This is a genomic window from Methanolinea sp. (genome assembly GCA_016699325.1).
Lineage (GTDB): Archaea > Halobacteriota > Methanomicrobia > Methanomicrobiales > Methanospirillaceae > UBA9949.
The window spans coordinates 1,726,789-1,753,305 of record CP064971.1; the positions used below are offsets into that span (position 1 = coordinate 1,726,789).

The 26,517-nt window shown below is 59.7% G+C and carries 24 protein-coding genes; 13 read left to right on the forward strand and 11 right to left on the reverse strand.

What is annotated here, in order from left to right:
• Positions 1-29: 29 nt before the first annotated feature.
• Entirely contained in the window at positions 30-536 is a 507-nt protein-coding gene (gene msrA, locus IPI71_09070) for a peptide-methionine (S)-S-oxide reductase MsrA (GenBank protein QQR72013.1), read from the forward strand.
• 30 nt (positions 537-566) lie between these two features.
• Here the strand turns inward: msrA and IPI71_09075 are convergent, their stop codons facing one another.
• Positions 567-1,076 carry a hypothetical protein gene (locus tag IPI71_09075; protein QQR70781.1) on the reverse strand — a complete coding sequence of 170 codons (510 nt, stop codon included), beginning with the start codon at positions 1,074-1,076 and terminating at the stop codon, positions 567-569.
• 255 nt (positions 1,077-1,331) lie between these two features.
• Here IPI71_09075 and IPI71_09080 point away from each other — a divergent pair, with 255 nt between their 5' ends.
• On the forward strand, positions 1,332-2,129 hold the full coding sequence (locus tag IPI71_09080; GenBank protein QQR70782.1) for an N-formylglutamate amidohydrolase: 798 nt from the start codon (positions 1,332-1,334) through the stop codon (positions 2,127-2,129).
• Positions 2,130-2,269: 140 nt separating this feature from the next.
• Here the strand turns inward: IPI71_09080 and IPI71_09085 are convergent, their stop codons facing one another.
• Entirely contained in the window at positions 2,270-3,319 is a 1,050-nt protein-coding gene (locus IPI71_09085; protein QQR70783.1) for a DUF1848 domain-containing protein, read from the reverse strand.
• A gap of 130 nt (positions 3,320-3,449) precedes the next feature.
• On the opposite strand from IPI71_09085, the gene IPI71_09090 reads away from it, so the two are divergent.
• Positions 3,450-4,706, forward strand: a complete 1,257-nt coding sequence (locus tag IPI71_09090) for an NERD domain-containing protein (protein ID QQR70784.1) — start codon at positions 3,450-3,452, stop codon at positions 4,704-4,706.
• A 3-nt stretch (positions 4,707-4,709) separates the two neighbouring features.
• On the opposite strand, the gene IPI71_09095 is transcribed toward IPI71_09090, so the two are convergent.
• Positions 4,710-5,879: a tRNA sulfurtransferase gene (locus tag IPI71_09095; GenBank protein ID QQR72014.1), complete on the reverse strand. Its 1,170-nt coding sequence runs from the start codon at positions 5,877-5,879 to the stop codon at positions 4,710-4,712.
• A 271-nt stretch (positions 5,880-6,150) separates the two neighbouring features.
• Here IPI71_09095 and IPI71_09100 point away from each other — a divergent pair, with 271 nt between their 5' ends.
• From IPI71_09100 to IPI71_09120, 5 genes are all read left to right on the forward strand, one after another.
• On the forward strand, positions 6,151-6,786 hold the full coding sequence (locus IPI71_09100) for a DUF2150 family protein (protein QQR70785.1): 636 nt from the start codon (positions 6,151-6,153) through the stop codon (positions 6,784-6,786).
• Positions 6,783-7,235: an RNA helicase gene (locus IPI71_09105; GenBank protein ID QQR70786.1), complete on the forward strand. Its 453-nt coding sequence runs from the start codon at positions 6,783-6,785 to the stop codon at positions 7,233-7,235. Before IPI71_09100 ends, IPI71_09105 begins: the two co-directional genes overlap by 4 nt.
• A gap of 63 nt (positions 7,236-7,298) precedes the next feature.
• Positions 7,299-7,712 (forward strand): DUF2703 domain-containing protein, encoded by a 414-nt coding sequence (locus IPI71_09110; protein ID QQR70787.1) that lies wholly within the window; start codon positions 7,299-7,301, stop codon positions 7,710-7,712.
• 46 nt (positions 7,713-7,758) lie between these two features.
• Positions 7,759-9,183, forward strand: coding sequence for a cardiolipin synthase (cls, locus tag IPI71_09115; protein QQR70788.1), 1,425 nt, complete (start codon positions 7,759-7,761; stop codon positions 9,181-9,183).
• Between the two features lie 379 nt (positions 9,184-9,562).
• On the forward strand, positions 9,563-10,330 hold the full coding sequence (locus IPI71_09120; protein QQR70789.1) for a hypothetical protein: 768 nt from the start codon (positions 9,563-9,565) through the stop codon (positions 10,328-10,330).
• 132 nt (positions 10,331-10,462) lie between these two features.
• Here IPI71_09120 and IPI71_09125 read toward each other — a convergent pair whose 3' ends face one another.
• The 4 genes from IPI71_09125 to IPI71_09140 form a co-directional block, all read right to left on the reverse strand.
• Positions 10,463-10,600 (reverse strand): hypothetical protein, encoded by a 138-nt coding sequence (locus tag IPI71_09125; protein QQR70790.1) that lies wholly within the window; start codon positions 10,598-10,600, stop codon positions 10,463-10,465.
• Between the two features lie 47 nt (positions 10,601-10,647).
• On the reverse strand, positions 10,648-11,283 hold the full coding sequence (locus tag IPI71_09130; protein QQR70791.1) for an HD domain-containing protein: 636 nt from the start codon (positions 11,281-11,283) through the stop codon (positions 10,648-10,650).
• Between the two features lie 66 nt (positions 11,284-11,349).
• On the reverse strand, positions 11,350-12,021 hold the full coding sequence (locus IPI71_09135) for a VTT domain-containing protein (GenBank protein ID QQR70792.1): 672 nt from the start codon (positions 12,019-12,021) through the stop codon (positions 11,350-11,352).
• Positions 12,022-12,167: 146 nt separating this feature from the next.
• Positions 12,168-12,668, reverse strand: a complete 501-nt coding sequence (locus tag IPI71_09140; protein ID QQR70793.1) for a hypothetical protein — start codon at positions 12,666-12,668, stop codon at positions 12,168-12,170.
• Positions 12,669-12,928: 260 nt separating this feature from the next.
• Between IPI71_09140 and IPI71_09145 the strand changes: the two genes are divergently transcribed.
• From IPI71_09145 to IPI71_09155, 3 genes are all read left to right on the forward strand, one after another.
• Positions 12,929-13,333, forward strand: coding sequence for a YkgJ family cysteine cluster protein (locus IPI71_09145; GenBank protein ID QQR70794.1), 405 nt, complete (start codon positions 12,929-12,931; stop codon positions 13,331-13,333).
• 351 nt (positions 13,334-13,684) lie between these two features.
• The gene (locus tag IPI71_09150; GenBank protein QQR70795.1) at positions 13,685-15,391 is read left to right on the forward strand and encodes a PAS domain S-box protein; all 1,707 of its coding nucleotides are present in this window, start codon (positions 13,685-13,687) and stop codon (positions 15,389-15,391) included.
• A gap of 454 nt (positions 15,392-15,845) precedes the next feature.
• Entirely contained in the window at positions 15,846-18,395 is a 2,550-nt protein-coding gene (locus IPI71_09155) for a cation-translocating P-type ATPase (protein ID QQR70796.1), read from the forward strand.
• A gap of 623 nt (positions 18,396-19,018) precedes the next feature.
• Here IPI71_09155 and IPI71_09160 read toward each other — a convergent pair.
• Entirely contained in the window at positions 19,019-19,453 is a 435-nt protein-coding gene (locus IPI71_09160; protein ID QQR70797.1) for a HEAT repeat domain-containing protein, read from the reverse strand.
• Positions 19,454-19,680: 227 nt separating this feature from the next.
• Positions 19,681-21,156 carry an RNB domain-containing ribonuclease gene (locus tag IPI71_09165; protein QQR70798.1) on the reverse strand — a complete coding sequence of 492 codons (1,476 nt, stop codon included), beginning with the start codon at positions 21,154-21,156 and terminating at the stop codon, positions 19,681-19,683.
• A 198-nt stretch (positions 21,157-21,354) separates the two neighbouring features.
• On the opposite strand from IPI71_09165, the gene IPI71_09170 reads away from it, so the two are divergent.
• Positions 21,355-23,607, forward strand: coding sequence for a PAS domain S-box protein (locus tag IPI71_09170; GenBank protein ID QQR70799.1), 2,253 nt, complete (start codon positions 21,355-21,357; stop codon positions 23,605-23,607).
• A 57-nt stretch (positions 23,608-23,664) separates the two neighbouring features.
• On the opposite strand, the gene IPI71_09175 is transcribed toward IPI71_09170, so the two are convergent.
• Both IPI71_09175 and IPI71_09180 read right to left on the reverse strand, forming a co-directional pair.
• Positions 23,665-24,354, reverse strand: coding sequence for a small multi-drug export protein (locus IPI71_09175; protein ID QQR72015.1), 690 nt, complete (start codon positions 24,352-24,354; stop codon positions 23,665-23,667).
• 226 nt (positions 24,355-24,580) lie between these two features.
• Positions 24,581-25,252 (reverse strand): flavodoxin family protein, encoded by a 672-nt coding sequence (locus IPI71_09180; GenBank protein QQR70800.1) that lies wholly within the window; start codon positions 25,250-25,252, stop codon positions 24,581-24,583.
• A 532-nt stretch (positions 25,253-25,784) separates the two neighbouring features.
• Between IPI71_09180 and IPI71_09185 the strand changes: the two genes are divergently transcribed.
• Positions 25,785-26,516: a DUF2807 domain-containing protein gene (locus IPI71_09185; GenBank protein QQR70801.1), complete on the forward strand. Its 732-nt coding sequence runs from the start codon at positions 25,785-25,787 to the stop codon at positions 26,514-26,516.
• Position 26,517 lies beyond the last annotated feature (1 nt).

Consider the following 26,517-nt stretch of genomic DNA (forward strand, 5'->3'; position numbering starts at 1 on the left):
GGGCACAGGTTCCCCGTTCCTCCGTCCTCATGGGAGCGAGCCGGAGTGCATCCGGGGGGACCGGTACTGCCACGTTTGCAGCAGGATGCTTCTGGGGCGTTGAGGCATCTTATCGCAGGGTGAAAGGTGTCCTCTCCACCCGGGTCGGATATACCGGGGGAGTGACCGATCATCCAACCTACCAGGAGGTCTGCACGGGCAGGACCGGGCATGCAGAAGCGGTGGAGATCATCTATGACCCTGCAGTGGTCACCTACCAGGAGCTCCTGGATATCTTCTGGTCGATCCATGACCCTACCCAGCTCAACCGCCAGGGCCCGGATATCGGGACAAACTACCGGTCAGCGATCTTCACCCATTCCGGAGAACAGCAACGGCTGGCAGAAGAGTCAAAAGAACAGCTCCAGGCATCCGGCCGGTTCGGTTCGAGGCCCATCGTGACCGAGATCGTTCCCGCAGGGACGTTCTGGCCGGCAGAAGAGTATCACCAGCAGTACTTCGAAAAACAGGGAAGGTCCGGTTCCCGGTTCTGGTGATCTCCCGGGTGCGGTGGGGGCCGGACCAGCCTAGTTCCCATCGAGAATCGCCTTGGTGGCGATCTTCATCTCGCAGTTCCGGTCACCCTGGCAGGCGCTCCGGACAAACCTGAGCGTGTACTCGGGATTCAGGGCCTCCACCGCCGCGATGGAAAACGCCAGGCACCGGTTGAAGACCGCACCCGGCTCACTCCTGAACTCCGCTTCCCTCATGAGGAAAGGGCAGCGTTTCACCATCAGCACCGCCCGGTCTTTTTCAAAGGACGCCACTTCGGCGGTCGTCTCCGGGCCGAAAAAGACCGTGGTGATAACCGACAGCGTTGATGCCAGTTCCTGTGCCGTTCCGGTAGGCAGGTGAAAACCCGCTGCCAGGGTTTTTGCTTCCTTGGCCAGGAAGACCCAGACCTGCTGTTCGAGTTCATCGTACTGGTCACCGGCCAGGTCATGGAACACCATCCTGTACAGGACCGGCATGACCGAGGCTATCCGTGCGGCAGCCTGCCACCGCATCTCTTCAGGGATGGGGAGTTTCGTGACCATAGAGGATCAGGAAAAGTTCGGGGGGAAAACCTATATAGCTCTCGTTCCAGCGGGTTCCGGGAGTATTCCGTGGAGGCAGTGCCCACCCGCCTTTTCCCGCTGCCCCGACGTGGATCGACTTCGTCATTCGCTGTCGGAAGCAGCGGTATCCCCGCTTTCCTGCGCGGGCGAAGCTACCCGGTATCCCGGACCGGGAACCATTGTCGTATTCCCTCTGCCATACCTTGATGCATGCCGGGATACCATGGTTTCTCCATGGGCAGGTATCCGTTCCTCATCTCGGTGCCACACGGGGGAACAATTGTTCCGGAACCGGTTGCTGCCATGGTCGCGCTAAGCCCGGCCGATCTGCGCTACTACAGCGATCCTTCCACGCGGCTGGTCTATTCGTTCCGGGGCCGGGTTGCCCAATATCGGGATACCGGCGTCTCGCGGATGATCGTTGATCTCAACCGGCCTCCCTACCACCTTCCCCCGAAACACCCGGACGGGGTGGTGAAGGTCCGGACCGTCCACGAAACACCGGTCTACCGGGGCGGTATCACTCCCGAAATTACCCTGATCCACCAGCTCCTGATGACCCACTACTTCCCCTACCATGCCGATCTCGACCGCCTCCTCGATCCCGGGAAGATCGCCATCGCCTTCGACTGCCATAGTATGTTCCCGACCGGCCCGCCCACCCACCGTGATGCAGGGCAGGTGCGGCCGCTGGTCTGTCTTGGCAACAATGGCGATAGCGAGGGAAACCGCCGTCCCGGCTCCCTCTCGACCTGCCCGGCAGAGTGGATCAGGGCCCTTGCCGGGGCGTTCCGCGAGGAGCTCGGTCCCGGGGCAGAGGTTGCCATCAACAAGCCATTCTCGGGGGGGTTCATCACCAATGCACATTACTGGCACCGGGGTATCCCCTGGATCCAGATCGAGATCTCCCGCGCCCTGTACGAGACCGGTTCCGATTCCCCTGCAACGGCCCGGGCGGATGCAGACCGGGCGCACGAGACAGGGGACCATGTCTGGGATGCCATCACCCGGTTCTGGGACGGGATAGACTGATCGGTGAGCAGCGTATGACTGGTAAGGGGGAAACGACATTCGTAGTGAGACCTGCTGTTTCTTCCCACCGCGCATCGGAAGGCCGTCGGAACGGCCTGCCCGGATAGAGAAAGCCTTTCCTGCAGGAAAACGGCCGGCCATCACTCTACGAGCGCCGGCAGGAACAACCCCCTGTCGCGGTTCAGGCAGTACTGCCTGTAGTTCCGTTTAACCAGCGCTGGCGTTGCGTTTGCATAGCAGTACCGGCACCCGTGCATGCAGGTGCTGTAGTGACCGATGTCCTTGCTCGCCACGCAGTTGCACCACCGCCGCTGGCCCCGGTCCTTCAGTTCCCGCTCCCGCACCCGGTGGTCCTCTTCCGGCCTGAGAAACCCCATCAACGGCCTGTCACCTGAGAATTCGCGGACCAGGGTTTCATAGGAGATGCAGGCCCCCTGCCCAATCCCCGATGCCGACAGGTCAGTGTCCTCACCGCAGGCATGGATGGCAAGGCCCCAGTCTTCGTTCAGTTCTGCAATACCCCGGGAGATGGCCTGGATCTCCCCGGCGGTCGGTTCCCGGACGCCGGGATACCCCGCAGCGGCAAGGTTCCGGCGCACCCGCGGGTAGCGTCCGATATCGATGAAGGAGATCACCATCTGCCGGGTCAACCGGGACACCCGGTCTCCGACCCCCTGGATCTTCTCAAGAAGCCTGCTGGCCGTGAGGGTATCCGAGAGGAGGATCGGGTCAAACCGCCAGGTCAGCCGCCCGGTCCCGATCCGGGAGGAGAGTTCGGCAAAGGTCCGGATACGCTCATCCAGCGGCGGCACTCCGGGTTCGAGACCTTCATCCTCGTAATCGTTCAGGGTATACAGGACCAGGGTATGGCCTGTACCTGCTTCGAGATCTTCCAGTGCCGGGAGGAACGGCCGGGGATTCTTTGACCAGAAGACGAACACCCGGGCCCTGGAAAAGGAGACGTACTGGATCTTCCCGGAGAAGGGGTTTATCCATGCCGCATACCCGTTCCGGAGCCGGTCCATGAACCAGTCCCCGTAGAAGGCGGGAATGTCGGTCGAACGACTGGCCGAGATGATGATGGGGGCGATCGCCTCAAGGCCGGCAGGGTACCCGGGGTCACCCGGGGCCAGGACAGCCCCGTTTTCCCGCCTGATCCGGACCTTTTCCCACCCTTTCCACCTGGCCATGCACGATCCTCCGATCCACCTGCCCGCTATTGCCGGGATCCCGGGATCTATGTATGTACCGGTTAGGTTAATCAAAAATAAGACCTAACATGAATATACCAAGCGCGGTGTGAAGGGTGAGGGTTCTCTGATGGGCATCCGGTTTTTCCGCGGGGAAAGGATACGTTACGAACACGAATACCACCAGGTAAAAGAGATCGTCGGCATCCTCTCCCGTGAATTCCAGAAGGAGCCGGTCTACGTCCTGACCAATGTCCTCGTGGCAAACGGCCAGATTGACTGCATCATCCTCACCCGGAGCGGCCCCCTCATCCTCGAACTCAAGGCCTTCTCGGGCGAGATCCATGGCATCGAGAACGGGAGCTGGGAGGTGATCACCGGAGACGGTCCAATCCAGCTCCCGAACCTGTTTTTCCAGGCACGCAGCCACCGCCAGGACTTCATCGACCGCCTGATCCCCATCTTCCGGGAACATCTGCCACACATCCCGGAGAACAACCTGCGGAAGATGGGCTCCTGGCTCTACTTCAGCAAGGGAAGCAGCTACCCACAGAACCAGATCGATGTCCGCCGGGTGAAATGGTTCCGCATCGTGACTGCGGACAGTCTCCTTGAAGCCATGAGGTTCCTGGATTCGGGCTACACGCTCCGGCTGCAGGACATGGATGCCATCGTCCAGGGCCTGCACCTCGAGGAGTACCAGTTCGAGACCGGCAAGCCCCTTGCCGCCCGCCCGGGCCGTGCCCCGAAGTCCTTCCGGTTGAGCAGGGGAAATATCGCGGTCATCGCCATCATCCTCCTGGTCATCGGGATCCTGGCACTGGTCATGCTGGTCCCTGGCGCGAGGACGGCAATGATGAGCACCTTCTCAGGCATGGGAGCGGTCCTCTCGGGCATGGTTAAGGAGAGGGGGCGGGACCTGATCAAGTCCAACAGCGGCCCTGCAGATGCCCAGGAAGCCATGGTCTACCTGAACCGGATACGGATTGCCGAGGGGCTCGCCCCTGTCCCCCATGATGACCGTGCGTTTGGACTCGCACTCTCGCGATCCGCAGACATGGCGGCGTTCCGTTACCTCGACTATACCAATCCGGAGACCGGAGAATCGGCACGGACGCTGATGGCAGCGTTCGGGGTCCCGGAGAACTCTACCGTTGTCGAGTCAGCATACGGCCAGTGGAACGGTTATACCTACGGCATCGAGCAGCATGCGCTTGACACCTGGATGTCTGACGAGGGCAACCGGAACCGCCTCTTTGCCCAATATACCGGTGGATCGATCGCCTGCACCAAGGGGTACTGCTCTTTCATCGGAATCCGTGACATGCCGGAGACAACCGGTGTCCCGGAGGTCAATGGAGAAAACGTCACCGCTCAGGAGTCCTGAACCTCACTGGATCTTCCCGTTCAGCGCTGTCTTCACTGTGACCTGCCCGAGCACATTTTCGAGCAGTTCGTCAGTTCCCAGCTGCTTTTCTGCCTCCCGGATGTCCTGCACCCTGGCAGCAGTGGCCGGCATGCGGGGAACCGCCCGGCAGGCGAGATCTGAGGGTTCCGGAGTAAATACCCCGATCTTTTTGGCGATGGCCACCGTCTCGTTCTTGTCAAAGGCGATAAGCGGCCTGATCAGCGGGACCGTCGCTGCTTCTGAGATGGTGGCCAGGTTGGGAAGGGTCTGTGAAGCGACCTGGCCAAGACTGTCACCGGTGATGAGTGCCGAAAAGCGGTGGTCGCGGACGATCCTGCTTCCGAGGGCGAGCATGAACCGCTTGCAGAGCACGCACCGGAAGCGCGCCGGTGGCCTGCTGACCAGGGCTTCGAAGAACGGGCGGGCATCGGCAACCATGAGGTCCATGGGGTACCCGCGGCACCAGGTGGAGAGGGTGGCGTGGCTGGCCAGCGTCCGGGAGAGCGTATCGGCACCCGTGTAGTTCCCGGCATCGATGTGGAGAGAGGACATCTCGCAGCCCCGTTTCATCATGAGCCAGGTCGCGACAGGGGAATCTACCCCTCCCGAAAGGAGGGCGAGCGCCCTTCCCTGGGTCCCCCAGGGAAGCCCCCCGGGAGCGGTGATCGGGGAGTCATAGACAAGTGCCCCGAACTCCCGCATCTCGACAAATATTTCAAACTGCGGCCGCGACAGGTTCACGGTCGCACCCGGGAAAGCTTCGAGAACTGCCTCCCCTACCCGGGCCCCGATCTCCTGGCTGGTGATTCCTTCGACTCCCTGCCGGCGGGCACGTATCGCAAAACTGCCGCCGCCTGCCAGGAAGGATCCTGCCCGCTCCACGGCAGTGCTGGAGACAGCCGGAAGGGTGCTCTCGGTGAAGGTGCAGACCGCCACTTCAACGATGCCGAATATCGTGCCTGTGACCGCAGCGATGCGGAGGGGGTCATCGCCATGGATAAGGATCCGGCCCCGATGAAACTCGAAGCGGTGAGCCAGGCCTTCGGATTCAAGCGCCCTGGCGATGTTCCGCTGGAGGTGCCTGATGAACTGCCGCTTCACCGGTTCGCTCTTCAGGAAGAGTTCCCCGTACCTGACCATGACCACGTCCATTCCGTCAAGCACCTCCCTGTAGGAGATAGGATGTTTTTCATGTTAAAAGATAAGCGACAGGCAGTGAGGGCCGCCGGCATGCAAGGCCATTCACCCGGTACGGTCCATGTCCAGCGTTCACGGGCAGGCATCCCGGGAGGAACCGTTCCTGCGGACTGCAAAACCATTTTTATACGCACTTGTCAGGCAGTATATAAAATTACCGATTCTCCGGGCTCCGTTCGTAATGAAAACCAAAAATCTTTAAGAATCAAGAATCCATGAGGTATTGATGTCGAAAAAGAAAGGAGATACAGGGAAAAGGGAAGAACCGCTCAAATTGTTCTACATCTTCTACAACCAGGAACGCTGGGACAACTGGATCTCCACGTTGCGGGAATGCTCGTTTGCAGTCGAACCCGGCTCCGACGAGATGCCCGACGGCTATACAACCCTCTACAATTTTTCCATGGACATCACCATAGAGGTGTTGAAGATCATCAGGCTCTACCAGAACGGGAGGTTTTCCAGGGATGAAGCCCTCGAGAAACTCAATGCCGTCGAGTGCATCGTGATGGGCGACGCCCCTGCCGGGGAACTCGAAGAGTACATCGAGTCGCTCCAGCTCTCCATGCTCGTCCTCTTTGCGGCCTGCAAGCGTTTCATCGAAGGAGGGTTCTCCACGGACATGAAGGCTCTCATCAAGGAGGGGAAGAAGACCGCCGAGACCGACCTCGAGGCTGCATTGAGCATTGCCGCCGAAGTGGGGGCAAACGTTATCTCCGGGGCGGCCTGCTGTGCCAAATACCTCAAGGAAGACCTTGAACATCCCGGTCTCTTTGACGAGTGGCTCATCGAGGTCGAGAGCATGCACGAGGCGATGACCTCGCTCAAGAACTTCGATGAGGAGGCGGGAGAGGCTTTGTGATCGCGGGCAGGGCGCGGTTCCGGCAGGCCCGCAAGATCGAACGGGCGGTCGGGTACCGGATCCCCGATCTCGCCTTCCACGGCGCCACGCTTGACGCTCTCTCTTCCCGCCTGAACCTTGACCGCCTGGACAACATCCTCCGGGAACAGGTCATCGCTTTTTTCAATTCCTTTCTCGGCTGCTCCTGCAAGGACTCCCCGCACTGCGGCTGCCCGGAAAAGAAGTTTGCCCGCGAGATAATCGAGCTTCGCGAGAATGGTCTTGATCACCGCCAGATCTCCCAGTTCCTGCAGGACGAGTACGGAATCGATGTCTACCCGGCCGATGTGCTCAGCTTCCTTGAAGATTCCGTCCACGTGCTCGAAGCGATACGCGATATCGCAGCCCTGAAAGGAAAGGCCGTTCTTGAAGCAGCAGCGACCAGGCATATCGACCAGATCGAGCGGTAGCAGCACGAACCAATTGCAACGACAGTATCGTTTATCTGTTCTGAGAGAGTTCCCCTAAATGGCATGAAAAAAACCCTCGTGGTACTCTGGCGGCATACCGGCGATCAGGAGAAACCCTGCCTCAGCTGTTCCGATACCGGCAGGTCCTTTTTCGAGCTGCTGGACCTGCTCATCCCCGCCTTCAACGAGGAAGGGATCGTGCTCGAATACCGGGAGGAGATCGTCTCTGGAAATGGTGGGAATCCTGAAAATGTCGTTCTACTGAACGAAATTTCCATCAGCCCCCTCCTCTCCCACGCCGCCCGTGGTGAGGAGTACTGCCATGCCTCGCGGTGCCGGCCCCCGGAGCACATCCACCGTCACTACCCTGATGCATCCGGTGTGATGTGCGATGAAGCCCCGGAGATCCTGTTCCGGAAGGCCATCCTGCTTGCCCTGGATGATGAGGTCAGGGCGCACTATGCCGCGCTCAGGTGATACTTTATATTGCCACCCTCCCAAAAACCAGACAAAAAGAGATGGTATGATATTTGGTCTCACGATCCACGAGGTTTTCCTGATCATAAATATCGTGCTGGTACTCGGTATCATCTTTGATCAGCGGCGGAACCCGACATCAACGGTCGGCTGGGTCCTCGTCCTCATCCTGCTGCCCGGCCTGGGGTTTTTCCTCTACCTTTTTCTTGGCCAGGACTGGACCAAACGCCGCCTTTTCTCCCTTAAAGCAGAAGACGACCGGCTCATTGCAGATGCCGTGATCTCCCAGAAAAAGGAGCTTGAGCGGATCGGCAGGACGCGCCCAGGGGAAACCTATGAACGCTACATGAGTATCGCACGGATGCTGCTTGAAGGCAGCCAGGCACTCATCACCACGGATAACGAACTAGAGATCTTCACCGAAGGGACTGCCAAATTCGCATCGCTCTTTGATGCCATCCGTGAAGCACGCCACCACATCCATCTCGAATACTACATCATCCGCAACGACGCCCTCTCGCGGGAGCTCATAGAGCTCCTCACGAAGAAAGCCCGGGAGGGCGTGGAAGTCCGTCTCCTTGCCGATTCGATGGGCATGAAGGTGAAAAAGAAGGGGTTGCACGAGTTTACGCAGGCAGGCGGGAAGCATGCCGTCTTCTTTCCCCGGATATTCACCATCAACTACCGGAACCACCGGAAGATCGCCGTGATTGATGGCACTACCGGGTTCATCGGCGGGTTCAATATCGGCGAAGAGTATCTGGGCAGGGGGCCGTTTGGCTCCTGGCGGGATGCTGCGATCAGGATCAATGGGATGGGCGTCATGGGATTGCAGCTCCGGTTCATCATGGACTGGAACTATGCTGCCAGGGAGCACCTGGAAATTGATCCGGTCTATTTCCCAATGGTACCCGGCAAAGGCCGCTGCCCGCTCCAGACGGTCTGGAGCGGACCGGATGTCCGTTTCAGCCAGATCAAGGATGGCTACGTGAAACTGATCCTGACCGCCCAGGAATCGGTCTACATCCAGACCCCGTACTTCATCCCCGATGATAGCCTCGCGGATGCCCTCCGGATAGCAGCATTGTCCGGGGTGGATGTCCGGGTCATGATCCCCTGCCGGCCCGACCACCCGTTCGTATACTGGGCTTCTCTCTCCTTTATCGGCGACCTCCTCGATGCCGGGGTGAAGGCTTATACCTATGATGCCGGTTTCATCCATGCGAAATCCATCGTGGTCGATGGAATCGGTGCATCGGTTGGCAGCGCCAATTTCGATGTGCGGAGTTTCAGGCTGAACTTCGAGGCAAACGCCTTCTTCTATGATCCTCTCTACGGCAGCCAGTTGAAGCAGGCATTTCTTGATGATCTCCCGAAATGTACCGAGATCACCCCTGGTTCCTACCAAAGCCGGTCACGGTGGACAAGGACCAGGGAATCGGTGTCCCGCCTCTTCTCTCCGTTGGGATGAGCCCGGTCTTCTCGTTTCGGAGGGCTTCGATCAACTCCGTGTCACCTACCGGTTTTTGTGGTATGCAAAACCATAACGCCTCGTTGATCCTGTTTGCAAAAAAGAGGACGAAAACCGCGGCGGTGAGGAAACCTGGGGTGGTGAAGATCACGGAGGGGAGGCGTTTCCAGCCAAGCAGCCAGGCGATTACCGGCGTCCCTTAGAGGCTGATGCCGGGGATCCATGCAATCAGGATGCAGGTAACCGGGCCGTATTTCCCGATGAGGGGGTATTCTTCGGTCTTTTTCCGGATCTTCCCGATAAAGGACGCTACCTTCTATGCGCAAAGGAGAATCATCTGTTTTTTAATTCCGGCAGGTCATAACCACCCATACCTGCCATGCCTGAGCTCCCCGAAGTCGAGACCATTCGCCTGTTCCTCGACCGATCCGTCATCGGTCGCACCATAACCGCGATCGAGGGGTCCAGGCCGACAATCGACCGCGATCAGCTTGCCCCGCTCCCAGGTCGGAAGGTTACCGGAACGGCCCGGCACGGAAAATTCCTTTTCGTTGATCTCGATCCGGGTTCTTCGCTGGTCTTCCATTTCGGGATGACCGGGGATCTCACCCTGGTCCCTGGTGACAAACCCGATCCTGCCTACACCCGGGCAGTGATTTCCTTTGATGACCATTCACGCCTGGCATTCACCGATTCCCGGAGGTTCGGGCGGCTCGGGTGGGTCCCTGACCGGGCGGCATTTGTCGCTGGCAAACGACTCGGCCCGGATGGCCTGACCCTCGTCCCGGCGCAGTTTCTCTCCATAGCCACCAGGTCCCGCCGGCGGGTTAAGCTGTTTCTCCTCGATCAACATCGTATCGCCGGAATCGGGAATATCTACGCCGATGAAATCCTGTTCCAGGCCGGGATCCGCCCGCTCTCGCTCCTGCACGGGTGCGATCCGGTCCGGCTCTCGCTCCTTGCAGCCGCTTTGCCCCACGTGCTCCGTACCGCGGTGGACCGTGCTGCCGATTTCAGCGCCTACCCGGAGACCTGGATCATCCCCTACCGGGCGCGCGGAGAGTCCTGCCCCTGCTGCGGCGGGGCGGTTGACCGGGTCATGGTGGCAGGACGGTACGCCTATTTCTGCCCGTCCTGCCAGGAGTAACACCACCATCCTTCCCTGTGAAGAATTATCCACCCGGAGGTTTTTCCAGGGTGTCTGCTTGAATAAAAGAATATACCTTTGCCCACTGCCGCGATCATGCAAATGGCCGCAATCTACCATGAATGATACAGGTCACACGGCGAGATAAGCCCGGGCAGGGCGGCAGGCCGTATTGCTGAAAAAAGGGTGGAGCAGGAGGGAGCACTCACTGCCGGGAGCGGCATACAGGGGTGCGGTCATGCGGCAGGAAGAGCACCGTTCCGCGATCATGGCATATTCGGGATCAATAAACCGGAGGGATAAAAAATTGTATTTTCTCACTCCTGCGGGGGTGATGGTAGTTGCAGTTCGAGGCAGAGCCGGAGCTTTTCATGGGCATCACCGTAACCGTGCTGCATGGCGCTGCCGAAGAGCCGGGTGAGCACGACCGCACTTCTCCGGACATAGTGAGTGAGGTCGCCGTTCAAGGTATGCATATCGAGCACGTTGTCGATGCGATCGCAGATCTTGATAAGGGTTGCCCCCGGAGGGGCCTGGAGGATCCGGTCCAGCGAGTCCAGGAGCTGGTCGTCTTCCGGCAGGGACCGGTCCCTGGTGAGGGCCGTGATCATCTGGTAGACGATGATGGCATCATCGCCGGGAAGTTTCATCGAGGAGAGCCCGTAGGCCACCGCGGTCTCACCATGCTTCGTATCCTCGATGACGTCGTGGAGCCAGGCGGCGACGACCTCCCGGTACCCGCCTCCGAAGGCTTGAACCAGCCCGGCAACACGGGCCGGGTGGATGATGGCGGGTATCTTTTTGTCTTTGCGATACTGCCCGTCATGTGCCTGTGCCGCGATAGCCGCAGCCTTGTGGATTGCGTAAATCTGCCAGGGCTCCATCATCACGACAACCTGGGATGCACCCGGCATAAAGGTTACGGCGATTTCCGGGAACAGACCGGGTTTCATATCCCGGCCTGCCCGAATCATCCGTATCACCACCAATCGAGATTACGTGATGGTATTCAACTCAATTCATATTTCCTGGTTTTCAAGGGCACAATCCTTCATGCTCTTCCGGAACTTGATCATCATGAAGAAGAACATCCCGATGGTAATGATGAGGATTGCCCAGAGGAAGAAGTCCTGGTTCCCCCTGAAGAGCGGCAGCGAGGCCACCGCGTAGCCGAAGAGTACAAAACCGCCGACCCAGAAGATGCCGCCGGCAGCATTGTAGGTGAGGAACTCCGGGTAGTCCATCCTGATGATGCCAGCGACGAACGGGGCAAACGACCGGATTCCCGGGATGAAGCGAGCCAGGACGATGGTGTTCTTCCCGTACTTCCGGAAGTACTCCCGGGTAATGGTAACGTGCCGCTTGTCGACCAGGCACCGCTTGCTGCGGAGCAGGCGGTCGCCAAAGTAGTTACCAATCCTGTAGTTCACCGAGTCGCCGATGATGGCTGCAGCGGCAAGGATAACGATGAGAAGGACGACATTGATCCCGCCGCCGGCTGCAAGGAACCCCATCAGGAAGAGGAGCGAGTCGCCAGGCAAAAACGGCGTGAAGACAAGCCCGGTCTCGCAGAAGATGATCAGGAAGAGGATGGCATAGATCCAGATGCCGTAGGTCTCCATCAGCAGCGGGATCGTCCCCTGCACATCTCCGAGGATCTGTGAGATGGAGAGAAGGTCCGGGGGGATCATTATCATCTCATTTTGTTCAGTCCATGGTTAAGAGGTTGCTGCATCGGGAACAGGAAATACCACTACCTGTGGACTTTTCTTGGGCAGACCGGAACGTACCGCGGACGAGGGTTCTTCCTGCCTGCAGGAAAAAAAGGTGGAGGCCTTCATGTCGGGTTGAGGGACATGAACGGCACAATCTCGTCATACACTTTGATCTTTCCGACCGGGGGGGCAACGGTCCAGATCTCCACCCGGTTCCTGGTGATGTTGCAGGGGAACCCTACGTTCTGGCCCATCAAGAGGGGCCGGGTCCAGGTCTCGGTATGCCTTGTGCCGTCAGGTTCGGTGAGGATGATATCGATTTCGGAGACGAAGTTCATCCCGTTCCCGCCTCTCAGCGTCACGGAAGTCAGGGGATTTGTCGTCTGGCCATTCGGTGTTACCTGGAAGGTCAGGCTGTACTGGGGCGGGAGGGTCTGGGTGGGTCCTGGTGTTCCCATCCCGGGAGGAGCAGCAGTCGGCACCGGGGTAAAGACCTGTTCGGTGGTCGGCACCGCGGTCGGTGCCAGGGTAGCAGGGGGAGCGGGAGGAGATTCGGTGCATCCGGCCAGCAGCAGGAAGGCGGCAACAACGAGCAAGGCCCCCGCGATAGCATAGCTCTTCATAGCTGAACGTGGTGACTGAAACGCATATAATCGTTGTTGTGCAGGGATCACGGGATCGTCCCGGGAACCAGGGCCGAGAGGTGCTGTCCTGGAACGGAGCTGAAAAAAAGGGTCCGCCGACACGCTGCTGCACCACCCGCCCCTGGCCTGGAGGCCGGGGCAGAAAACCTGGGACCGGTCGAGCCGGTTTTTTTCCGGGCTTTTGTCACCACCGTGACCATTAAAAGAATGCCTGGCGGAGAGGTGTATCTGCCATAACGGTGATCATCGTGTCGGAACGCCAGATCTGTCGCCAGTGCGGGAGGTGTTGCGAGCGATGGGGATGGGGCCAGGAAGGGATGGTTGAAGACCTCCGGCCCTGGCTTGAACAGAACCGCACAGACATCCTCCAGCATGTCGCAATCCGCCTTTCTGACGGGAAGAGGATCAGCGGGAATGATCTCGCTCAGGAAGACCTGTCCCGCATCGTCCGGATCTCCTACTGGCAGGACGCGACCGGGAACATGGTTCGTAAGTGCCCGTTCTTCCGCCGGGATGAGAACAAAACAGCATGGTGCACCATCCATGATGTCAAGCCCCGGGTGTGCCGGGAGTTCACCCCCTGGACCTGGCGGAATACCGAATTCTACGGCCGATGCCCGGCCTGCCGTGAGAAAGCCCCGTGAGGGTGGACGGGCACATCTGACGAAAAAAGGGAGATTGCGAGTTATCTCCGGACTGCACCGGCGATGAGGCCGCCAAAAAACGCGAAGAGTACCAGGTACATGGTGATGGTAATGAACAGGAAGTAGCCGATGCCCACTCCGGGTAGATAGCCAGCAATAGTGAATACCTGCGAAGGAACACGGTGATTCCGGCGTCCCGCCCTGGTCGACGCCACAGATAATGGGCGTGGCCCTGCCATCCCGGGGCGGGTCAGATTTTTTTAACCGCCGGGTCAGGAATCATCCTATCCCCCCGTTTCCTCCAAAACCTATTTATCTTTCTTCTTTTCTATTGTTTACTGCGTAAAGGGCATGAAACCGCAAACAAAATCCATTGCTCTGTTCGATGACCGGTCACCAGTAGCAAACGCGGTCCGGCTCTACTTCCAGAAGGAACTGGGTTTTTCGGTTTTGCGGGTGTATTCCCGGGACGAACTCTCCCATAAGATGAAGAACACCCCCTTTGACTTCGTCATCTGCCCTTCCCGCCTCCACCTTCCCGTCCCCCCGCAGGCCGGAAGGGAAAAGGGGGAACCGATATTCCTGTACTGGCACCTGGAGCATGCCGGGGACCATTCCCGCTCTCCCCTGCGAAACGCCCTCCAGTTCGAGATCGAAACGCTGCACGCTTCTCTCTCTTATACCTGCTCCCCTTCCGAACCGCTGGAGGAACAATTCCAGAAGCTATCGCGGCTGCTCCTGACCATCCGGAAGTACCAGCGTGATTTCATCACGTTCCGGGACGACGCTGAGATCCTCCAGACCATCGTCGAAGACGGTTCGGCTGCAGTCCTCCACCTGGTCCGGAACAGGATCCGGTGGATGAACCGTGAAGCGCTCCGGGTGCTGGGCCGGTCGGAACGCGAACTCCTGGGAAGCGCGTTCTCCTCGCTGTTTCCCGGCGATGGCGATTACCGCGATGCATTGGGACAGGTCGCGAGACACCGCGATCCGGGAGGTTGGGGGACAGCATCCTGTTCCCTCGCCCGGAAAGACGGGGAAGTCGTGGACTGCACCATCCGGATACGGCGGTTAAACCCGATGAATCCCGATAAAGGGTCCCTGGTATTCATAGAGGATGACCGGGACCGGAAACGGCTGGAGGGAGCCCTTGCCACGTACGGGGAGAAGATTGCGCGAAACGAGGCAAAATACCTTGAAATTTTCAGGAACCTGAACCTGGTGGTCATCAGGACCGACCTCTCCGGCTCGATCACCTTCTGGAACAGTCTGGCAGAATCGGTGTTCGGGTTTTCCGCGGCTGCTGTATCCGGGAACAATATCATCGATACTATCGCCGATCCCGGCTCCCGGACCGCACGTGATATCGCTGTCCTCCTCTACGATTCCGGAGCAGTCCGGGATCACACCGTCATGCACGTCCTTGAGAACCGGAGGATGGATGGAACATACGTATGGGTGGCATGGAACACCCTCATGTTCCGTGATTCGTCGGGAAGAGCGTCAGGAATCCTCTGGATAGGCCAGGATATCAGTGATTACGGGCCAGGGGGAGATCCCGGCGGCAGGCAGGCCTCCTGGAAGGAGGAGATCCTGGATGGAACAGATGTCCGTGAGGAGGTATTTGACATCCTTTTCCATGCTGCAATCGAGCTTGGGCGGGGCGGCAGGGAATCGCGCAAGATCGGTACATCGTTCCTCATCGGGGATGCAGAACGGGTGATGGCGAATTCACGACAGTGTTTGATCAATGCCTTTGAAGGGAAGGACACTGCCCAGAGGATGGTCCAGGACCGGGAGACGATCGAGAACATCAAGAACCTCTCCCTCATGGATGGAGCCTTTGTAATCGACGGTTCCGGCCTCGTGCAGGCATCTTCACGCCACCTCCTAGCCCCGCTTGACGATACCAGGGTACGGGAAGGACATGGCACCCGCCACGCCTCGGTTGCGGCAATGACGCAGATAACGCGATCAGTGGGTATCGTTGTCTCGGAAAGTGGGGGGACGGTCACCATCTATCGGGGCGGTGCGATGGTAAAGGAATTTGCGGTATGACAGGCCTGTGCAGCCGGGTTGACAGGCTGCAGCCATTTCAGCGGTAACGGTCGGCAGGGGCCCAGGTCCGGCGCAAGGGAGCTCCTCCTCTCCCCCCCCTGGTCCGGCCCGGGGACAGGAACGCCAGACAGGCCAGGGCGGTTGCTGCCTTTTTCCGAAAGGTATCGGAGTGCTTATGACCGGCTCCAGGACTCCCTTTTATATTTCTATCTCCGCCACGGGCCCGTTTTCCCCCAGGAACAGGCCTTTTCCTCTATCCGGTGGTAAGAAAACCGGAATTTCCTTATCCCTCCCTCCTTTTTTCCCGGCCGTTACCGTTCAGCTGTAACAGAGTATCGGGCGCTCCAGCGGTCAGGAAGGGTGTGCTTGTCCATGGCCTGCTCTCCGCCATTCCCCCGGACCGGAAAACCTTTCGGTTACCGCGATGATCGTTCCAGTTACCTGGCTGGCATACATGCACCCCCTCGACCTCTCACAATACACCGGGCTCTCGACCGAAGAAGCGCGGCAACGCCTGCTCGAGGACGGTCCAAACGAACTACCCTCACGCGAGGTTCGCGGGATCTTCGGCATCCTGGGAGATGTCATCCGTGAACCGATGTTCCTCCTCCTGCTGGGGGCCGGTTCGATCTATTTCATCCTCGGCGACTTTGTGGAGGGGACCCTCCTTCTCTCCTTTGTCCTGGTGATCATCGGGATCGCGGTCACCCAGGAGCGGAAAACCGAGAGGGCCCTCGAGGCTTTGAGGAACCTGTCCAGCCCGCGGGCCCTGGTCATACGGGATGGAAACCTCGTCCGGGTTGCAGGCAGAGATGTGGTGAAGGGAGACCTCTTGTTCATCAGCGAGGGCGACCGCATCGCGGCAGACGCCCTGCTCGTCTCCTCCACGAACCTTTCGGCCGATGAATCGCTCCTGACCGGTGAATCGGTCCCGGTGAGAAAACTGCCGGCTGAAAAGGAACCCGGAGACCGGAGGCCGGGAGGGGATGACCAGCCCTGGATCTATTCGGGGACCCTGGTGGTCCGGGGCCAGGGCCTTGCAGAAGTGGTGGCCACCGGCATCCACACCCGCACGGGCGAGATCGGCAGGGCGCTCCATGCCGTCGAGCCGGAAGAGACCCGGCTCAATGTCGAGACGGCGCATATCGTCCGGACCATAGCGCTCATCGGGCTATTCCTCTTTGTCGTCGTGGTTGTCGTATACGGGCTGACCCGGGGGGACTGGCTTGTCGGTCTCCTTGCGGGCATCACCCTGGCCATGGCCATTCTCCCTGAGGAATTCCCCGTAGTCCTGTCCGTATTCCCTGCCCTTGGAGCCTGGCGCCTCTCGAAGATCAACGTCCTTGCCCGGGACGTCCCGGCAATCGAGGCCCTGGGTGCGACGACCGTGCTGTGCACGGACAAGACCGGCACGCTCACGGCAAACCGGATGAGCGTTGCCACCTGCAGGGTCCCCGGCACCTCGCTGGCGTGCCTGGCAGGGAGTGGAACGCCGCTTCCAGAACAGTTTCACGAGCTTTTCGAGTTCGCGGTCCTCTCCTGCAAGAAGGATCCCTTTGATCCCATGGAACAGGCACTGCTCAGGACAGGATACGATGACCTCTCCGGGACCGAGCACCTCCACCAGGACTGGGAACTCCTGCTCGAATACCCGCTCTCAAGGGAATTGCTGGCCATGTCCAATGTCTGGCGATCGAAACAGGGAGATGAGTACATCATCGCAGCGAAAGGGGCCCCGGAGGCGATCTTCGATCTCTGCCACTTGGACGACCAGGAAACCAGCGCGCTCACCGGCGAGGTGAACGAACTTGCTGCCCAGGGGCTCCGGGTGCTTGGGGTTGCAAAGTCCCATTTCCGGATCGGGCAGCTCCCCGAAGGCCAGCATGCCTTCCCCTTCACCTACCTTGGGCTGATCGGGTTCATCGACCCGGTACGGCCTGATGCAGCAGCAGCAGTCCGTGAATGCCGGGACGCTGGTATCCGCGTGGTCATGATCACCGGTGACTACCCGGCTACGGCCCGGAATATTGCCTCCCGGATCGGGCTCCCGGACACCGATCCCGTCCTTACCGGTCCCGAACTTGCATCGATGCCGGCGGAAGAGCGGGATGCGGCCATCCATGCAACCTCCGTGTTCGCCCGGGTCGTCCCTGAACAGAAACTCCAGATAGTCGAAGCATTGAAACGGTCGGGCGAGATCGTGGCCATGACCGGTGACGGGGTAAATGATGCCCCGGCCTTGAAATCCGCACACATCGGTATCGCCATGGGCGGGCGGGGGACCGATGTTGCCAGGGAAGCATCCTCGCTGGTCCTCCTGGATGACAATTTCGCCTCGATCGTTGCAGGGATACGGATGGGCCGGCGGATCTACGCAAACCTCCGGAAAGCAATGGCCTACATCATTTCGGTCCATGTCCCCATCGCAGGTCTCTCTCTTATTCCCGTCCTTATCGGATGGCCCCTCATCCTCCTTCCCGTCCAGATCGTATTCCTTGAACTGATCATCGATCCTGCCTGTTCGGTGGTCTTTGAGGCGGAGCGCGAAGAGCCGGGCATCATGCAGCGACCTCCCCGGAAGCAGGACGACCGTATCCTTGACCGCCCCACCCTGTCGATTGCCCTGGTCCAGGGATTCGTCGCGCTTGGCATCGTCTTTGCCATCTACTTCTCGGCCACGATGCGGGGGCTTTCCGAGGACGAAGTGCGGACCCTGTCGTTCACCGCGATCGTTATTGCCAACCTTGCTCTGATCTGCACCAACCGGTCATGGACCCAGAGCATGCTTGCGAGTTTCAAAAAACCGAACACTGCTTTCTGGTGGGTGATCGGGGCAACATTGTTCTTCCTCGGCGCCGTCCTCTTCATCCCCGGCCTGAGGGCGATCTTCCGGTTTGCACCAGTCTCCTCCGGTTCCCTCCTGCTCTGCATCACCGGAGGCGTCCTCACCGTTGCCTGGTTTGAGATCTACAAGGTGTTGCGTGCCAGGTCTGCACCGCTCTGATCCGTCCCCTGCCGGGAAGCACAGGAAACACTCCCGGTCGATCATTCCCCAGGCATGATCCGGTCCCTGCCTGCCGGGAAGAATCTCCCGTCCCGGCAGGTGACCAGGGCGTTTGTTACCGCCATGAATGCTTCGGTCATGTAAGACACACCCGTGCGATTGAAAACGAGCGGTAAAGATCGTGCCCATCCCCTGGCCATGCACCACCCTGCGTTCCAGCCTCTGGTAACCGTGAAGTCTGTCTACGCCCGGCTCGCCAGCCAGGCGGTTGGGAAGGATTGCCGGGTACCACCGGCGCCTTCAGAATGTGCCCCGTCACTTAATTGCAGATTGCCCCGGAGCCGTCCCCTCGATGAAGATGGGAAAGACCTTTCCGGCCGACAGCATCGATGCGATCATCGGGGACCAATGCAGGGGAGCCACGACATGAAGGCCCTGCCCAATGCCCGGTAAGGAACAAAATAACCTTCCCAGACCAGCACTTCAAGATGGATTTTGCACTAAAATAGATCATCAGGAGAGACCAGGCCCATATCGCACAGCTGAAGAAACTGCAGGGTGAATAAAGCCGGAATTCTCTGAAAGCCACCCCATGTGCCCTGTAATCGTTTTTTTGAGAGGGATCATTTCTTTTCAGTCCGGCCGAGCATCAGCCCAACCAGCATCCGGATCTCAGGGTCTTCCGTGGGGTCCAGCGAGAGCTCGATGAGGGGTTCGAGGATGTGAAATGCCCGGATATCGGCCAGGGCCGCAGCTGCTTCTTTCCTGATGGTGAGATGCTCGGTCCGGTCCTTCAGCCGCTCGATGAGGGCCGGTACCGACCTGACACTCTTGATCTGGTGGAGCGCCCTGATGGCAGAGCGCCTGATGTCCGCATCCTCGTCCCTGCAGCATTCCGCGATCGGTATGACCGCCCGCGGGTCCCGGTGGGATCCCAGGATGGTCAATGCAGCAACCCGGTGCTGGAAGGGCGATCCTTCCCGGACGATGCCAATGAGACGGTAGATCTCATCAGTCGTCGGCACCTGGCTGGTCTGTTCCCTGATTTCCGCATACATACCATGAACCTCCTTGATGATATTCTCCAGGCAATGCAGATTCCCGCCCGATTCCGGCAGAAATAGAGTGAAATCGTTCAGAAAAGGGCCCACTTACCACGAGTCGGACCTGCCGCTCCCCGTACTACCGCATGTGCTCTGTGAAATGCACGGGTTGGCATGTGGAGGTAATTATCTGAAGATCTATAAAAGATTTTTGAGCCTCCGGGATCGATCCAGGGCTCACCTCACCGTTTCTTCCTCCCCACCCGTTCGAAATCGATGAATCCCTTGTAGGGATCGGTCTTTACCAGCCGGACAAAGATCTTCTGTCCTACGGCAAGGCCGTGCTCGCCGCTCATCACCCTCCCTTCGGCCGGCGGGGAGAGGAGGCGGACATAGGTCCCGTGAGCGGTGACTCCGGTCACGAAGGCATCGAAGATCTCCCCGACACGGTTCCGGAGGAGGACGGCTGCCGCGGCTTTCCGCATGAACCGTTCCACCTTCTGGGCTGCCTTGTCCCGGTCAGTCAGCCAGGCACAGCGGAACGACAGCTCATCGAGCGCATACGGGCTGTCTGCTCCGGCAAGCACCGCCTTGATCATGCGCTGGTTGATGATATCCACGTAGCGCCGGTTCGGTGCGGTCGAATGGGTATAATCGGTGACCGCCATGGCAAAGTGGCCGAGCGGGACGCCATGAGGTCCAAGCGGTATATACTCCCCGGGCCCCATCAGCTTGATGATGGCGAGCGAGAGGTCCGGGAACGAGTCGGGAAAGGCGTCCTTGCGGGAGGCGAGGAACCGTGACAGCGCCTTGGAGTCCGGCTTCTGGGGCAGTGTCCAGCCAAGCTCCGCTGCCACCCCGACTATCCGGTCCCAGTACTTGGGCTCGCGGACGATCCGCTGGATGGTCGGGATGCCGGCCTGTTCCAGGCGGCTGGCCATGTTCCCGTTCGCGGCGACCATGAACTCTTCGATGATCGACCGGGCTATGTTCTTTTCCTGGATGACGAGGCCGGTGACGATCTCCTCCTCCATGACCGCCCGGGCCTCGATGGTCTCGAGGTCGAGTGCCCCCCGCGCCATCCGGTGATCCCTGAGGCGGATGGCGGCTTCTTCCTGCAGCCGGAGCTGATCTTCGAGCCCGGGAACCCTCCCCACCTCGCCCGGCACCGGGCCGGTCCCCTCCAGCCATGCACCGACCTCCTCGTATACCAGCCTGGCCTTGTTGCGGACCAGGGCCGGGTATATCTCCCCGTGCCGGACACTCCCGTCAGACAGGACCGTGTACTCGGTCACCACCGCCCTCCGGTCATGGCCAGGGAGGAGGGAAGAGATTCCTTCCGAGAGCGCCTCCGGCAGCATCGGGTAGGTCCGGACTCCGGTATAGACCGAAGTCCCGTTCCGGGCGGCATGAAGGTCGGTCTTCGATCCTTTCGGAACGAAGAAATCGACGTCCGCGATGGCCACCATCACCCGGATCTCACCCTCCGGGCCCTGTTCGCACCACTCGATCTGGTCCAGGTCCTGTGAGTCCTCGTTATCGATGGATGACCAGAGCAGGCCACGAAGGTCACGTAACCCTTCCCGCACGTTGAGCTCCCCCTCCTCGTGAGCGGCAGCCTCGCGGAGCACGCTCTCCGGAAATCGAGGCGCAAACCCGTAGCGCTCCATTGTCTCATCGGCGATCGCTTTCAGGTTGACGGGAGGTCTGCGGGTCATCTGTACAAACCATGAAGGGCAGAGCATAAATACCCCGGGGAAAGGGCCACGCGGCCATCCCCTTCCCTGCCGGCAGATCTGCCGGGCGGTTCCAGGGGCTCCCGGGAGTGATGAACCTTATATAAGATCCGCTCATTGTCGTATATCGGGACCATGACTGCCGGGTCTTCCCATGGAAAGGGAGGCGAAGTCTGAAGAATGCCCGGGTGGAAGATACCTTTTAAATACCTCCTGACGGGGACCATCTTCATCATCGTTATCGTCATCGTCCTCTCCGCGATCTGGATCAACTACGTGAACTCCTGCGATGAGCTGGGGGAGAACTTCGACCGGTTGCGGACCATGACCGAGTCCCATATCGAAAATTCCTTCCAGCTGATCGATTCCGGGCTCAAGCTCTATGATACCGCCTACAACCACGACATGGAAAAAGCATTCCCGGTTGTCATTGCAGAGTACGAGAGGATCGGCGGAGATCCATCCAGGATGGATCTCGAGGCAGTGAAGACGGCAATCGGGGGAATGGATGTCTACGTCATCAACGAACGCTGTGTCATTGAGTATTCGACTGCTCCTGCCGATACCGGGCTCGATTTCGCGGTCATCTACCCCGACTTCTGCGAGTACCTCCACAAGATCCGGAACACGACCGGGTTTTACCCGGACCGGGTTGTCAGGGACTGGTCCACGGGGACCCTGACAAAATACAGCTACATGCCGACACCCGATCACCACTACGTCCTCGAACTCGGGCTCCGGTCAGAGTATTTCGGAGGGGAGCGAAAACAGCTCCATTATCGTACCATAGCCGAGGAGGTAAAGGAACGCAACCCTTACCTCGAAGAGGTGCTCCTGTTCCAGAAACAGAAACGCCTGATTGGCAATACAACGTACAGACGCACTGCGGAGGATAATGCAATGCTCGATTACATCCTCTGGGAGAACCGGACCAGCCAGGAGGTCCGGGACAGGAAAAACGAAAAAACGGTCTTCTGGCAGGTCATCGACCTCCGCGACCCGGATTATGCGGCCGATATGAGCATCTTTGCCAAGCTCACCTATAACGATGCCCTTGTGGCCCGGGAGCTGAAGAGGATCGCCATGCTCCATGCCTTCGCAGGTTTCCTGGTCATTTTGTCGGGAGGTCTCATGGCGGTCATGGTCTCCAGGAAGCTCTCACGGCCCATCGAGCAGCTGGTCGAAGATATGGACAGTATTGCCGGCGGAGACCTCGACCATCCCATCAGGCCGGTGCCCGGGTACGAGTTCTCGAGCCTTGCCGGGAGTATCCGGATCATGGTGGACCATCTGAAAGATCAGATCCGGGAGTGTGAGATCAATGAAAAACGGTTCATGGATCTTGTCCAGTTCCTTCCCCAGGGAGTCTTTGAGCTGGATACCCGGGGGACCATCAACTATGCGAATCCTGCCGCCTTGGATCTCTTCGGATATTCCAGGGACGATTTCATACAGGGAGTGAATATCCTCGAGGTGCTGGCTCCCGGAGACCATGCGCGGGCAAAAACAGCATTTGCGGCCGTCCTTCGCGGAGAAAGAACCGGGGGATCGGAATACACGGGTCTCAAGAAAGACGGGAGCACATTTCCCATGATGATCTACAACAAGGCGCGAAAGACCGAGGGAGGGTTGGTTACCGGTTCCCGGGGGACCATTGTCGATATTACCCACTTAAAGGGCATCGAGGAAGAGATGCGACGCTTGAATGTCGAACTGGAGCGCCGGGTCTCGCAACGGACAACCGAGCTTGCAGAGGCCACCAGCGAGATGGAAGCCTTCACCTACTCGGTCTCCCACGACCTTCGCGCCCCGCTGCGTGCCATTGACGGCTACTCGTTCCTCCTCCTCCAGGAAAAAGGAGGGCGGCTTGGAGAGCAGGAACGGCACTATATCGACGCCATCAGGCAGAGTGTCCAGCAGATGGATGACCTGATCAACGGGCTCCTCTCCCTCTCCCGCATGGGCCGGGTCGAACTGAAGCGGGAATGGGTCTCCCCCGGGCCCATGGTCAGGGAGATCCTTGCCGAACTTCATCCAGGCCTCGAAGGCCGGGGGGAGGTCAGGGTAGGACTTCTCCCCCCCTGCTACGCCGATCCGGTAATGCTTCGCCAGGTCTACTACAACCTGATCTCAAACGCGTTGAAGTTCTCCCGGCACGTGGATCACCCCGAGATCGAGATCGGAGCCCTGGCCGGAGAAGAACCCCCTGCTTACTTCATCCGCGATAACGGGGTGGGCTTTGACATGCGGTATGCCGACAGTCTCTTCAAGCCGTTTCACCGGCTCCACACCCCCGGCAAGTATGAGGGCTCAGGGATCGGCCTGACCATCGTTGACCGCATCATCCGGCGGCATGGCGGGAGGATCTGGGCCGAGAGTGAACCGGGGAAGGGAGCGACGTTCTTCTTCACGATTGGGAACCCTCCCGGGTGACAGGTTCACCGCACTGGCATGAGCGGATGATGGCCTTTACCGGGCGTCAGCCCGGGTTCAGGTCGCTTCGTGCCGCTTCCGGTACCCCGATACCAGGAAGTACAGGATGACCACAAGGGCGATTCCTGCGGCGACGGCAATTCCCAGCACCATGTTCGTCACCAGCAGGCGCAGCACCAGCACGGACCCCAGCGCAAATGCCAGGGATTCAACAGTTGCGCCTATACCGACGGCAAGCAGTATCTGTGCCGGGCAGAGCCCGGCCATGATCCCCACGATCGTGGCCCCTACCCCTCCTGTTCCCTGCAGGGGGAGCATGACAAAAACTGACACTCCGGGGATCCTCCACCGGGCAAGCCAGGGGCGCTGCTCCATGAACTCCCGGCCCGACACAAGCGAGCGGGTGATCCAGGGTCCCAGGTAGGGAAACCGTTCTGCCCGGTCGAGGTTCCAGATCATGAAGAGGCTGGTGATGACATCGAGGTATGCCAGGGTAAAGGCCATCAGCCACCACGGTATCCCGGCCGCGATTCCCAGGGGGATGAGCGATTCCTTCCCGGAAGGAGGAATGTAGTAGGCGATCATCAGTCCGCCGAGGATCATGGCGCGGTTGACTGGGAGGAGCGGGAGCGAACAGAAGAACAACGCGAACCCCAGGAGAATGGGCAGGATGAAGCGGATTCGCGGTGAAATCGGTGGGACGGGATACTTCCTGAGCCGGAGACGGTCAAGATTCGGAAGCCCCATACCGATCAACAAAAAAGCTATGGCAGGATGGGGTTATATCTGTATACGCGGGACCGGTCCGGACCCGGCCGATGGACTGCCACCAGGGAATGGCCCCAATCCCAGCCTTTGTACAGGGGGCCGTTTTCACCGCACCGGGTGCGGGTCTCCCGGTAAGTCCTGGTATTGCCACCCTGCCGGGAAGGGTCGATTAACCCCCGGTCCTCCGGACTCCTCCCTTTCCCGCCTATTCCGTGATCCAGCCCATCCTGACAAACCACTCGTACTCGTGTGTCCATTTCTCCCTGTTTTCGAGGATCATCTCCCGGAAATACTCACGTCGCTCCCGGAGCGCTTCCTCCTGGTCGGGATACCGGTGCTCTCCACGGATGGACTGGACCAGCCTCCGCCCCAGGGTAACCGCCTCCTTCTCTGCAGGGGGGAGGGCTCCGGGGTTTCGTCCCACCGCTGCTCCAACCCCCCCGACAGTTATGGCACCAAAGGACGAGAGGGCGTGGTTCATGTATTCAACCACCTGGTCGTGGTTGCTCCCTCCCGCAGTGCAGACCGAGCAGCCGAACTTGCCGGTAAACATCCGGCAGTGGATGGCATCGGCCATCCGGTCAAAGACCGCCTTCAGGGGGGCCGGGACCGAGTCGATGTAGTTTGGCGCACCAAGGACTATCCCGTCGGCATCCATCATCCGTTCCAGGAGATCGGGGAAATCGTCCAGGAGAACGCAGTCCCCGGTCTCGTAACATGTACCGCAGGCGATGCAGTATTCGATCCGGAGCGAGTAGACATCGACCAGTTCTGTCTTTGCTCCCTCCTCCCGCGCTCCCTGCAGCACGGCATTCACCAGCCGGAGCGTCCTGCTCTCCTTGCCCCGCGGGCTGGCGTTGAGTCCGATGACCTTCATGGTAGCCTCCGCGATACCGTGGAATCAGGAGCGAGCCGGAATAAAGGTGTCGGTCTGGCTTTGTGGTCCTCAAAGACCCTGGTCTCTTGCCTCATTGGCCCGGGGATAACCCGCCGGTCTCCTCCCATGACCGGGCCTTGGAGATCCTGGATATCGCCCGGGCCCTGGTCAGCAGCCCCGGGCTTCGTATGGGCGATTTTCCGGTGGCAGGGCGGCCTTTGCCCGGGCTATTGCCGTCAGACCCTCGGTCTTCACCGGCAACGGGTCCTGCCGAACCGTGACTCAGAGATCTCACAGGCTGTGTTCGATCCTTTCCAGGAGATCAACCCAGGAGAAAGGCCACGCCCTGGTGGGAGTATCCCCCGGGTGACCCGCCGTGCATGTCGAGCGGATCATCAGGCTCCGGGACGGGGAGGGGGTAGATGGGAGTGGAGGGTAAAAATTCCAGGTATTCTCCGGGGGACTATTGCCCCTGCTCAGGCCCGTGAGCATCACCTGGATTGAAATACTCGCACAGCGATCTCTTTTCACAATGATTCCCCGCGTGATGATGCTCCTCGCCCTTCTTGCGGCCGGGGCACTGCTTGCCGCCGGGTGTACCACCCTCCCGGATGCATGTACCACAGGATCGGGAAATATCACCACCCAGTCCCGCGATGTCGGCTTCTTCCATTCCGTGAGCCTGTCCATGCCGGTAACCCTCACCGTCCGTGAAGGGGACCGGGCCGAAGTGCTGATACAAGCCGATGACAACATCCTCCCCTTAATCGTCACCACGGTGAAAGACGGGACCCTGGTCATCAGCCAGACCCGTCCCTGCGTGCGCCCCTCCATTCCCATCCATATTACGGCAAATGCCCCCACCGCGTTCCGGGAGCTCGCCATCCTCGGGACCGGTGAGATCCGGAGCGATGGTATCCTGCGTACCGGCACTCTCGCCGCAAAGATTACCGGGGCCGGCAGCTTGGACCTCGCGGTCGAGGCCGTTTCCCTGGCGACCACGGTTACCGGGACAGGGAATATCCGCCTTACCGGTAATGTCGCAGACCACACCATCTCCCTGCCCGGTGCAGGATCGGTCGATGCCGCAGGGCTCAGGACAAGTCGCACCTCCGTGGAGATCCTTGGTTCCGGGAATGCGAAGGTGAATGCGGTCGAATCGCTCACGGTGAAGATAACCGGCGCAGGCACGGTCCTCTACACCGGGAACCCGGAGGTCAGCCAGACCATCACCGGGGCCGGGAGCGTCCGGCCCCTTACCTGAC

Excerpts from the sequence above, each read along its gene's own strand:
- IPI71_09085 (QQR70783.1), bottom strand. The coding sequence starts at position 3,319 with ATGGCCAGGTGGAAAGGGTGGGAAAAGGTCCGGATCAGGCGGGAAAAC.
- IPI71_09125 (QQR70790.1), bottom strand. The coding sequence starts at position 10,600 with ATGATCGCGGAACGGTGCTCTTCCTGCCGCATGACCGCACCCCTGTAT.
- msrA (QQR72013.1), top strand. The coding sequence starts at position 30 with ATGGGAGCGAGCCGGAGTGCATCCGGGGGGACCGGTACTGCCACGTTT.
- IPI71_09135 (QQR70792.1), bottom strand. The coding sequence starts at position 12,021 with ATGATCCCCCCGGACCTTCTCTCCATCTCACAGATCCTCGGAGATGTG.
- IPI71_09080 (QQR70782.1), top strand. The coding sequence starts at position 1,332 with ATGGGCAGGTATCCGTTCCTCATCTCGGTGCCACACGGGGGAACAATT.
- IPI71_09160 (QQR70797.1), bottom strand. The coding sequence starts at position 19,453 with ATGTATGCGGAAATCAGGGAACAGACCAGCCAGGTGCCGACGACTGAT.
- IPI71_09100 (QQR70785.1), top strand. The coding sequence starts at position 6,151 with ATGTCGAAAAAGAAAGGAGATACAGGGAAAAGGGAAGAACCGCTCAAA.
- IPI71_09095 (QQR72014.1), bottom strand. The coding sequence starts at position 5,879 with ATGGACGTGGTCATGGTCAGGTACGGGGAACTCTTCCTGAAGAGCGAA.
- IPI71_09150 (QQR70795.1), top strand. The coding sequence starts at position 13,685 with ATGAAACCGCAAACAAAATCCATTGCTCTGTTCGATGACCGGTCACCA.
- IPI71_09140 (QQR70793.1), bottom strand. The coding sequence starts at position 12,668 with ATGAAGAGCTATGCTATCGCGGGGGCCTTGCTCGTTGTTGCCGCCTTC.
- IPI71_09175 (QQR72015.1), bottom strand. The coding sequence starts at position 24,354 with ATGGGGCTTCCGAATCTTGACCGTCTCCGGCTCAGGAAGTATCCCGTC.
- IPI71_09090 (QQR70784.1), top strand. The coding sequence starts at position 3,450 with ATGGGCATCCGGTTTTTCCGCGGGGAAAGGATACGTTACGAACACGAA.
- IPI71_09120 (QQR70789.1), top strand. The coding sequence starts at position 9,563 with ATGCCTGAGCTCCCCGAAGTCGAGACCATTCGCCTGTTCCTCGACCGA.
- IPI71_09185 (QQR70801.1), top strand. The coding sequence starts at position 25,785 with ATGATTCCCCGCGTGATGATGCTCCTCGCCCTTCTTGCGGCCGGGGCA.
- IPI71_09130 (QQR70791.1), bottom strand. The coding sequence starts at position 11,283 with ATGAAACCCGGTCTGTTCCCGGAAATCGCCGTAACCTTTATGCCGGGT.
- IPI71_09180 (QQR70800.1), bottom strand. The coding sequence starts at position 25,252 with ATGAAGGTCATCGGACTCAACGCCAGCCCGCGGGGCAAGGAGAGCAGG.
- cls (QQR70788.1), top strand. The coding sequence starts at position 7,759 with ATGATATTTGGTCTCACGATCCACGAGGTTTTCCTGATCATAAATATC.
- IPI71_09075 (QQR70781.1), bottom strand. The coding sequence starts at position 1,076 with ATGGTCACGAAACTCCCCATCCCTGAAGAGATGCGGTGGCAGGCTGCC.
- IPI71_09170 (QQR70799.1), top strand. The coding sequence starts at position 21,355 with ATGCCCGGGTGGAAGATACCTTTTAAATACCTCCTGACGGGGACCATC.
- IPI71_09165 (QQR70798.1), bottom strand. The coding sequence starts at position 21,156 with ATGACCCGCAGACCTCCCGTCAACCTGAAAGCGATCGCCGATGAGACA.
- IPI71_09110 (QQR70787.1), top strand. The coding sequence starts at position 7,299 with ATGAAAAAAACCCTCGTGGTACTCTGGCGGCATACCGGCGATCAGGAG.
- IPI71_09155 (QQR70796.1), top strand. The coding sequence starts at position 15,846 with ATGCACCCCCTCGACCTCTCACAATACACCGGGCTCTCGACCGAAGAA.